General features: G+C 67.2%; 7 protein-coding genes and 1 riboswitch. Of the genes, 4 read left to right on the top strand and 3 right to left on the bottom strand.

Features of this window, described 5'->3' with window-relative positions; all coding sequences use genetic code 11:
* From C664_RS19770 to C664_RS19760, 3 genes are all read left to right on the top strand, one after another.
* Positions 1–1,215, top strand: a 1,215-nt coding sequence (locus C664_RS19770; protein WP_004293507.1) for a mechanosensitive ion channel family protein, incomplete at its 5' end; no start/stop codon positions are given.
* 104 nt (positions 1,216–1,319) lie between these two features.
* Entirely contained in the window at positions 1,320–1,703 is a 384-nt protein-coding gene (gene crcB, locus C664_RS19765) for a fluoride efflux transporter CrcB (RefSeq protein ID WP_004293506.1), read from the top strand.
* Between the two features lie 114 nt (positions 1,704–1,817).
* Positions 1,818–2,483 carry an OmpA family protein gene (locus C664_RS19760; protein WP_004293505.1) on the top strand — a complete coding sequence of 222 codons (666 nt, stop codon included), beginning with the start codon at positions 1,818–1,820 and terminating at the stop codon, positions 2,481–2,483.
* 72 nt (positions 2,484–2,555) lie between these two features.
* Here the strand turns inward: C664_RS19760 and C664_RS19755 are convergent, their stop codons facing one another.
* The 3 genes from C664_RS19755 to thiD form a co-directional block, all read right to left on the bottom strand.
* Positions 2,556–3,656, bottom strand: coding sequence for an NAD(P)-dependent alcohol dehydrogenase (locus C664_RS19755; RefSeq protein ID WP_004293503.1), 1,101 nt, complete (start codon positions 3,654–3,656; stop codon positions 2,556–2,558).
* Between the two features lie 155 nt (positions 3,657–3,811).
* Complete coding sequence (gene thiC / locus C664_RS19750; protein WP_004293502.1) at positions 3,812–5,728, bottom strand: phosphomethylpyrimidine synthase ThiC; 1,917 nt, start codon at positions 5,726–5,728, stop codon at positions 3,812–3,814.
* 103 nt (positions 5,729–5,831) lie between these two features.
* Complete coding sequence (thiD, locus tag C664_RS19745) at positions 5,832–6,719, bottom strand: bifunctional hydroxymethylpyrimidine kinase/phosphomethylpyrimidine kinase (protein ID WP_038012617.1); 888 nt, start codon at positions 6,717–6,719, stop codon at positions 5,832–5,834.
* A riboswitch (TPP riboswitch) is annotated at positions 6,712–6,807 on the bottom strand. Its footprint overlaps the gene before it by 8 nt.
* A 128-nt stretch (positions 6,808–6,935) precedes the next feature.
* Here thiD and C664_RS19740 point away from each other — a divergent pair.
* Positions 6,936–7,499: surface-adhesin E family protein (locus C664_RS19740; RefSeq protein ID WP_332306868.1), on the top strand; the 564-nt coding region annotated here is incomplete at its 3' end.

Raw genomic sequence — 7,499 nt, 5'->3', positions numbered from 1 at the left:
CATCCGCCCGCCTATGCCGTGGTCGTGGTGATCGGGCTGGTACTCGTGGCCTGGCTTGCGAACTGGATGACGAAGCACATCCTGTTGCGCGGCCTGCGCCGTCTGCTGAGCGCGGTGGTGGTCGCGAACGATCTCGAACTGACGCCCCTGCGCGTGGTGTCGCGGCTGTCGAACGTGGTGCCCGCGCTGGTGCTGATGCTTGGCATACGCGCCGTGCCGGCCTTGCCGGCGGCACTGGTTGCCGTGGTCGAGAACGTGTCGAGCGCCTTCATCGTGCTGACGGTGGCGCTGGCCCTGGCGGAGGCGCTCAATCTGCTGAACGCGCTCTACCGGCGCCGCCCTGACGCGCACCTGCGGCCGATCAAGGGCTATATCGAGGTGCTCAAGATCGCCATCTACCTCGTCGCCGCGATCCTCATCGTGGCGAGCCTGATCGACCGTTCGCCGCTCATCCTGCTGTCCGGCCTGGGCGCCATGGCCGCGGTGCTGATGCTGATCTTCCAGGACACGCTGCTGTCGCTGGTGGCGAGTGTGCAGCTCAGTTCCAACGACATGGTGCGGGTGGGCGACTGGATCGAGATGCCGCAGCTCAACGCCGATGGCGACGTGATCGACATCGCCCTGCACACGGTGAAGGTGCAGAACTTCGACAAGACCATCACGACGATCCCGACCAAGAAGCTGATCTCGGATTCCTTCCGCAACTGGCGTGGCATGCGCGAAGCGGGCGGGCGACGGATCAAGCGCAGTCTCTACGTCGACCAGCACAGCGTGCGTTTCCTGACCGACGAGGAGCGCCGCCGGCTGGATCGCTTCGCATTGCTCGACGGCTACCTGCCGGCGAAGGAGGCCGAACTCGAGGCCTGGAATGCGACGCTGCCGCGCGCCGAGCGCGACGTCGTCAACCGCCGGCGGGTGACCAACATCGGCACCTTCCGTGCCTATGTCGAGCGTTACCTGCGTCGCCACCCCGGCGTGCATCAGGGCATGACCTTGATGGTGAGGCAGCTGGCACCGACGGCCGACGGTTTGCCGCTGGAGGTGTATTGCTTTGCCAACACGACCGTTTGGGCTGAATACGAGGGGACCCAGTCCGACATCTTCGACCACCTGTTCGCCATCATCCCGGAGTTCGGCTTGCGCGTGTTCCAGCATCCGAGCGGTGCCGACATGCGTGCGGCGGGTAGCCACCTGACGGCGGTGGCAGACATCTGAGTGCCTCGGGCGCCGATCCCTCCCCTCGGTCCCGCGCTTGGGTAAACTGCGGCCCATGCCGGCGGTTTGTCGGCCGGACGGGGGACAAGGGGATGGCAGGAGCGATGGGGACGGCTGCATTCTTTGCCGTGGGCCTGGGGGCTGCGTGCGGCGCGTGGCTGCGCTGGGGGCTGGGTCTCTGGCTCAATCCGCTCTTCACTCTCGTGCCGCTCGGCACGCTGGTGGCTAACCTGGTGGGCGGCCTGTTGATGGGCGTGGCGCTCGGGCTCGTCCAGGCGTGGCCGGCGATGAGCCCGGCCCTGAAACTGCTGCTGACGACCGGCCTGCTGGGGGGGCTGACGACCTTCTCCACGTTCTCGGCGGAGGCCTTCCACCTGTTGCAGCGGGGTGCTGTGGGTTGGCTGGCGCTGCATCTCGCCCTGCATGTCGGCGGATCGGTGTTGATGACCTGGGCGGGTTACTCGATCTTCAACGCGCTGCGCGGCTGATCGCGTTATCCCTGATCGGCCGTCGTCATGCTTTGTTGCACACTGCCACAGGCGTGGAGTCGGGGCTCGCGCCCATAATCGACTGGCCTGTTACAAATCCGGAGGCTGAGAACCATGAACAAGATCGTCGTTTCCCTGACTGCGCTCACCGTTGCCGCGAGCGGGCTGGTGGGCTGCGCGAACATGAGCGAAACCCAGCGCGACACGAGCATCGGCGCAGGCATCGGTGCCGTGACCGGTGCGGTCATCGGCCGCGCGACCGCGGGCGGCAACAAGACCAAGAGCACGGCGACGGGCGCTGCCGTTGGTGCCGCGATCGGTGCGGCGGGCGGCTACCTGTGGTCGCAGAACATGCAGAAGCAGAAGGCCGAGATGGAGCAGGCGACGGCGGGTACCGGCATCGGCGTCAGCCAGACTGCCGACAACCAGTTGAAGGTCGATATCCCGAGCGACATCTCCTTCGATACCGGCCGCTACGACATCAAGCCGAACATGCGCCCGGTGCTCGACAGTCTGGCGAACAGCCTGAACCAGCATCCGGTCACGACCATTTCCATCGTCGGCCACACCGACAGCACCGGCACCGACGCCATCAACAACCCGCTGTCGGTCAACCGTGCCGCCGCGGTGCGCGACTATCTGGTGGCGCGCGGCGTGTCGTCGCAGCGCATCGCGATCGACGGTCGCGGCTCGCGCCAGCCGATCGCCGACAACGCGACGGCGTCGGGTCGTGCGATGAATCGCCGCGTGGAGATCTTCGTCGCCGAAACGGCGCGTTGATCCGGGCCGCGTCGCGGCGGATCGAAAAGGGCGCCCGCGGGCGCCCTTTTCGTTGCCGTGTTCAGCGCTGCATCAGTTCGGCTTGATCGCCACCTTCAGCACGCCGTCGCGCTGGTTGGCGAACAGCTCGTAGGCGGCGACGATGTCGTCGAGTTTGTAAGTGTGGGTGACGAGTACGCCGAGATCGACGCGGTTCGATGCGACCACGTTCATCAGCCGGCGCATGCGTTCCTTGCCGCCCGGGCACAGCGCGGTGTTGATGCGGTGGTCGCCCAGGCCGGCGGCGAAGGCCGACAGCGGAATCGTCAGGTCGCTCGAATACACTCCGAGGCTGGACAAGGTGCCGCCGGGCTTGAGCACGCGCAGCGCCTGCTCGAAGGTGGCCTGGGTGCCCAGGGCTTCGATCGCGGAGTCGGCGCCGCGCCCGCCGGTGAGCTTCATGATTTCGCCGACGACGTCGCAGTTGCGGAAGTTCAGCGTCACGTCGGCGCCCATGACCTTCGAGATGCCGAGGCGGTGATCGTTGCCGTCGACCGCGATCACCGTGGTCGCGCCCATCAGCCGGGCGCCGGCGGTGGCGCACAGGCCGATCGGTCCCTGGGCGAACACCACCACCGTATCGCCGAGCCTGATGTTGGCGTTCTCGGCGCCCTTGAAGCCGGTGGACATGATGTCCGGGCACATCAGCACCTGCTCGTCGGTGAGGCCGTCGGGAATCGGCGCGAGGTTGGCCTGGGCATCCGGTACCAGCACGTACTCGGCCTGGGTGCCGTCGATCAGGTTGCCGAAGCGCCAGCCGGCGGTGGCCTTGTAGCCGTGACCGCCGCAGTGGCCGGAGGGGATCAGGTAGCTGCCGTCCTGCGAGGCGGCGCCGTCCTGCGCGGCATAGGAGTTGAAGTTGGGGCAGATTGCCCCGGCGATGACGCGCTGGCCTTCGCGGTAGCCCTGCACCGCGCTGCCGAGCTTCTCGATCACGCCGACCGGCTCGTGGCCGATGGTCAGGCCCGGCACGACCGGGTATTCGCCTTTCAGGATATGGACGTCGGTGCCGCAGATCGTGGTCGTGGTGATGCGGATCAGGGCGTCGTTCGGGCCGATCGCGGGGATCGGCTTGTCGACCAGTTCGATGCGGCCGGGGGCGACGAAGACCGTCGCTTTCATCATGGCAGTCATGAGGCGTCTCCTGGTAAGGGAAGGTGGGTCCGCGAAAACCGACGCGAACAGCCAGGTAGACTATGGACCACGATGACGTCGGCGACCTTGATCTGGGTCGAACCCGGCGCACGGGCGGGGCCGCTTGCCGGCCGCGACCCCTCCCGTAAGCCAGGTCAGACGTTGCGGTAGACCTCGGCCCCGCTCTTGACGAACTCGACGGCCTTGACCTCCATGCCCTTCTTCAGCGCCTCGGCCTCATCCAGGCCCTGCTGCGCGGCGAAGTCGCGCACGTCCTGGGTGATCTTCATCGAGCAGAAGTGCGGGCCGCACATCGAGCAGAAGTGCGCCACCTTGGCCGAGTCCTTGGGCAAGGTCTCGTCGTGGAATTCCTTGGCCTTGTCCGGATCGAGGCCGAGGTTGAACTGGTCTTCCCAGCGGAACTCGAAGCGCGCCTTGGAGAGCGCGTTGTCGCGGATCTGCGCGCCCGGGTGGCCCTTGGCCAGGTCGGCGGCGTGCGCGGCGAGCTTGTAGGTGATGATGCCTTCCTTGACGTCCTGCTTGTTGGGCAGGCCCAGGTGCTCCTTGGGCGTCACGTAGCACAGCATCGCGGTGCCGTACCAGCCGATGGTGGCCGCGCCGATGCCGCTGGTGATGTGGTCGTAGCCCGGCGCGATGTCGGTGGTGAGCGGCCCCAGGGTGTAGAAGGGTGCCTCCTTGCACTGCTCGAGCTGCAGGTCCATGTTCTCGCGGATCAGGTGCAGCGGCACGTGGCCGGGGCCCTCGATCATCACCTGCACGTCGTGACGCCAGGCGATGTCGGTCAGTTCGCCCAGGGTCTTGAGTTCGCCCAGCTGCGCCGCGTCGTTGGCGTCGTAGATCGAGCCCGGGCGCAGGCCGTCGCCCAGGCTGAAGGCCACGTCATAGGCCTTCATGATCTCGCAGATGTCCTCGAAGTGCTCGTAGAGGAAGCTCTCCTTGTGGTGCGCCAGGCACCACTTGGCCATGATCGAGCCGCCGCGCGACACGATGCCGGTCATGCGGTTGGCGGTGAGCGGCACGTAGCGCAAGAGCACCCCGGCGTGGATGGTGAAGTAGTCCACGCCCTGCTCGGCCTGCTCGATCAGGGTGTCGCGGAAGATCTCCCAGCTCAGGTCCTCGGCCTTGCCATTGACCTTCTCCAGGGCCTGGTAGATCGGCACGGTGCCGATCGGCACCGGGCTGTTGCGGATGATCCACTCGCGGGTCTCGTGGATGTTCTTGCCGGTGGACAGGTCCATCACCGTGTCGCCGCCCCAGCGGATCGCCCAGGTCATCTTGTCGACTTCCTCGGCGATCGAGGAGGTGACCGCGGAGTTGCCGATGTTGGCGTTGATCTTCACCAGGAAGTTGCGGCCGATGATCATCGGCTCGGATTCGGGGTGGTTGATGTTGTTGGGGATGATGGCGCGGCCGCGGGCGACCTCGTCACGCACGAACTCGGGCGTGATCACCGGCGGCAGGCTGGCACCGAAGCTCTGGCCCGGGTGCTGGCGCAGCATCATGTCGGCCATCTTCTGGCCCTTGGGGCCGGTGGCGCGCAGCGAGGCGATGTACTGCTCGCGGTTCAGGTTCTCGCGCAGGGCGATGTATTCCATCTCGGGCGTGATGATGCCGCGCCGGGCGTAGTGCATCTGGGTGACGTTGGCGCCCGGCTTGGCGCGGCGCGGCGCACGGTGCAGGCCGGGGAAGCGCAGCTCGTCGAGCGCGCTGTCGGCGGCGCGGATGCGACCGTACTCGGAGGACAGGCCGGGCAGCACCTCGGTGTCGCCGCGCTCCTCGATCCAGCGCTGGCGCAGCGCGGGCAGGCCGGAGCGGATGTCGATCTTGGCCGCGGGGTCGGAGTACGGACCGGAACAGTCGTAGACGAAGACCGGCGGGTTGGGCTCGGCGCCGAAGGAGGCGGGGGTGTCGCTCTGGGTGATCTCGCGCATCGGCACCCGGATGTCGGGGCGCGAGCCTTCGACGTAGATCTTGCGCGAGTTGGGCAGCGGGGCAATCGCGGCTTCATCCACCTGGGCCGTGGCAGCGATGAATTTTTCGTTGGCGTTCATGTAGGGTGTCTCCGTGGGGCGCTATGGTGTTGTGTAAGGGCGCGCGGCTGGGTGTCCGCGCGAGCAATCGACGATCGGGCAGGGATCAGCGGGGGAGGCCGCTTCAGTGCGGAGCTGCGTTCCGGCGCCAGAGTGCGTGGAAGTGATGGATCGGGCCATGTCCGCTGCCGACGCCGAGCTCGCCCGAATGTGCGATGGCGCCCAGCAGCCACTGGCGTGCCTCGCGCACGGCCGACTCCACCGGCCTGAACCCGCCTGCCCGCTGCGGCAGCAGGGCGGCGATGGCGGACGAGAGGCTGCAGCCGGTGCCGTGCGTGTTCTTGGTCTCGATGCGCGGCGCGGGCAGTTCGACCATGCGGTCACCATCGAACAGCAGGTCGACGAGGTCGTTGCCGGGCAGGTGGCCGCCCTTGAGCAGCACCCAGCGCTCGCTCGAGACTGGCAGCAGTTCGCGCAGGCGCTCGGCAGCGCGGTACATCTCCTTGACCGTTTCCGGCGCACGCTGTTCGAGCAGCACGCCCGCCTCGGGCAGGTTGGGGGTGATCAGGAAGGCTTGCGGGAACAGCGCCTCGCGCATCATCGCGATCGCGCTCCTGGCCAGCAGGCTGTCGCCACTCTTGGCGACCATGACCGGGTCGAGCACGACGTTGGCGGCCTGCCAGTGGGCAAGTCGGTCGGCCACGGTGGCGGTGACCTCGGCGCTGCCGAGCATGCCGATCTTGGTCGCGTGGATTGCGACGTCGGCGAACAGGGTGTCGATCTGCAGGCGCAGGAAGTCGGTCGGCGGTACATGCACGCCGGTCACGCACTGGGTGTTCTGTGCCGTCAGCGCAGCGATGACGCCGCAGCCATAGGCGCCGAGCGCCGAGAAGGCCTTGAGGTCGGCAAGCACGCCGGCGCCCCCACTCGGGTCCACGCCGGCGATCGAGACCACATTGGAAATACGGGACGTGCTGCTGCTTGCAGCGGCGGATGAAGCGGACGAACGCATATTGACGTTTCCCTACGCCGGTGCGAGCCGGATCAGGTTCCAAGGGTGTTTCTCAGCCCGTGCGCAGCGGGCACCCCCAACGAGAACTGCGGACGATACTGTATGCCCTCGTGTGTGGCAAGGTGCTCAAGATTTCGGTGCGCACGCCGTATAGGATTGCATTACTGCCCGTTCTCCGCATCGATGAAACTCTCCCGCCTGGCCCTCGTGGCCCTGATGATCGCCAGCCCGCTGCAGGTCGCGCTCGCCGCCGACTGGCAGCTGGTGCTGAGTGATCGCAACCGCCGGGTGGAGATCGACCGCGGCAGCATCCTGACTTCGGATCGTGGCACCAAGGTGTCGTGGGGGCGGGTGGTGTTGGCCAACAACGAGGTCGCGGCGGCGGGATATGCGACGATCAAGGCCCTGAACCGGTATGACTGCCAGAACCGGACCTTCTCCACCATCAAGCGCGTGTATCTCGACGCCGATGACAACCTGGTGCGCGAGGAGAATGTCGAGGACCAGACGCCGCTGCGGGTGACGCCGAGCTCGGTCGACGAGCGCATGTGGCGCGAGGTGTGCGGCCCGCCGTCGGTTGCCGACCTGCAGAAGGTGGCGGACGAGGTGCAGAAGCTGGCCGATTCGATGCAGCCGAGGCTGGAAGCCGCTGCGCCCGCAGCACCCAAGGCGTCCGCGCCGGCCCCCGCAAAGGCCGGGCAGCCCGCGAAGCCGGCGACGGCCCAGGCCGCCCGCGCGGCGCCGATCGAAACCGCCACGTCGACGGTGCAGACCTTGCGC

This window comes from Thauera sp. 63, from assembly GCF_000310165.2.
GTDB classification, from domain to species: Bacteria; Pseudomonadota; Gammaproteobacteria; order Burkholderiales; family Rhodocyclaceae; genus Thauera; species Thauera humireducens.
The sequence above is the reverse complement of the archived record's forward strand: the minus strand, read 5'-3'. Positions and strand labels throughout refer to the sequence as shown.